Origin of the sequence: Dietzia sp. B19 (assembly GCF_014145155.1) — a bacterium.
In the GTDB taxonomy this organism is placed as follows: Bacteria; Actinomycetota; Actinomycetes; order Mycobacteriales; family Mycobacteriaceae; genus Dietzia; species Dietzia natronolimnaea.
The window spans coordinates 1-1,133 of the sequence record NZ_JAALED010000560.1; the positions used below are offsets into that span (position 1 = coordinate 1).

Below are 1,133 nucleotides of genomic sequence, written 5' to 3' on the forward strand. Positions count from 1 at the left end.
CTCGACGAGCGAGGTGGCCGACGACCTACCGGCGCCCCCGGCAGCCTCCCGCAGCACGGTCACGATGGTGCCCTCCACCGGATCGCTGAGCGCGTGGTCGACGAGGGTGACCGCCGTCCGGAGCGCCCGACGGTAGGTGGAGGCGTCGACGACCGTGAAGGTCGCCGCCTCGCCGACCGCCCGGAGCACCTGGGACAGGATGACGCCGGAGTTGCCCCGCGCACCGTGGACGGCGCCGTGACCGAGCGCCACGGCGATCTCGCGGGCGCCGGCACTCCCCCCGCCCTCGGAGATCCACGCCTCCTCACCCTCGGCCCTGTCGACCGCGGCTCTCATCGTGTAGAGCAGGTTGGTCCCGGTGTCGGAGTCCGGCACCGGGAAGACGTTGAGGGCGTTGATCTCCTCGCGGTGGGTCGCCAGATGTTCCACACACCGACGCGCCCACCCCAGCAGCCCGTGGGCGTCCAGTGATGACGGACGTTCCTCGACGCTCGTCGACTCCTGTGCCATCACCCCTCCTCGGCGTCCGTTCACCCCAACGGTCCGACTCCGTCGGTCGGCGCGGCCAAGCCTAGTACCCTCACCTTGCGACAGCCGTCGAACAGGCCGAGACGGCCCGTACCATTCCCTGGAGTCCAGATGACCTCTGCCCTGACCGCCACGCCCCTCGTCACCCTCGAGGACGGTGTGCTCACCATCCCCGTCTCCCTCGAGGGCAGGGGGAACTCGCTGGACTCCGACGCCGTCACCCAGGCCGGCACCGCACTGGCCGCTCTCCTCGCCGGCGAGATCGACGCCGGCGCGATCCTCCTGGTGGGCCTCGGCAGGAACTTCTGCGCGGGCGGGAACGTGCCCGGTTTCGCCGCGGCCGAGGACCGCTCGGAGCACGTCCGCGAACTGGCCGACCGGTTGCACGGGGTGGTCAGGCAACTGGAGGAGGCACCTGTGCCGGTGGTGGCCGCGGTGGCCGGCTGGGCCGCGGGGGCCGGACTCTCCCTCGCGTTGGCCGCCGACTTCTCCGTGGGGGGCCCGGACACCCGCCTGCTCGCGGCATACCCGGGAATCGGCCTGTCGCCGGACGGTGGGATGTCCTGGCGGTTGCCCCGGGCGATCGGGCCAGCGGCGGCCCGGGA

Annotated in this window: 2 protein-coding genes; one reads left to right on the plus strand and one right to left on the minus strand. The window is 72.6% G+C overall.

Annotated elements, in window-relative coordinates:
* Positions 1 to 510 (minus strand): DAK2 domain-containing protein (locus G6020_RS15275; protein WP_182611199.1); only part of this gene is annotated, 510 nt, incomplete at its 3' end.
* Between the two features lie 129 nt (positions 511 to 639).
* Here G6020_RS15275 and G6020_RS15280 point away from each other — a divergent pair.
* A partial coding sequence (locus G6020_RS15280) for an enoyl-CoA hydratase-related protein (RefSeq protein ID WP_182611200.1) occupies positions 640 to 1,133 on the plus strand: 494 nt, incomplete at its 3' end.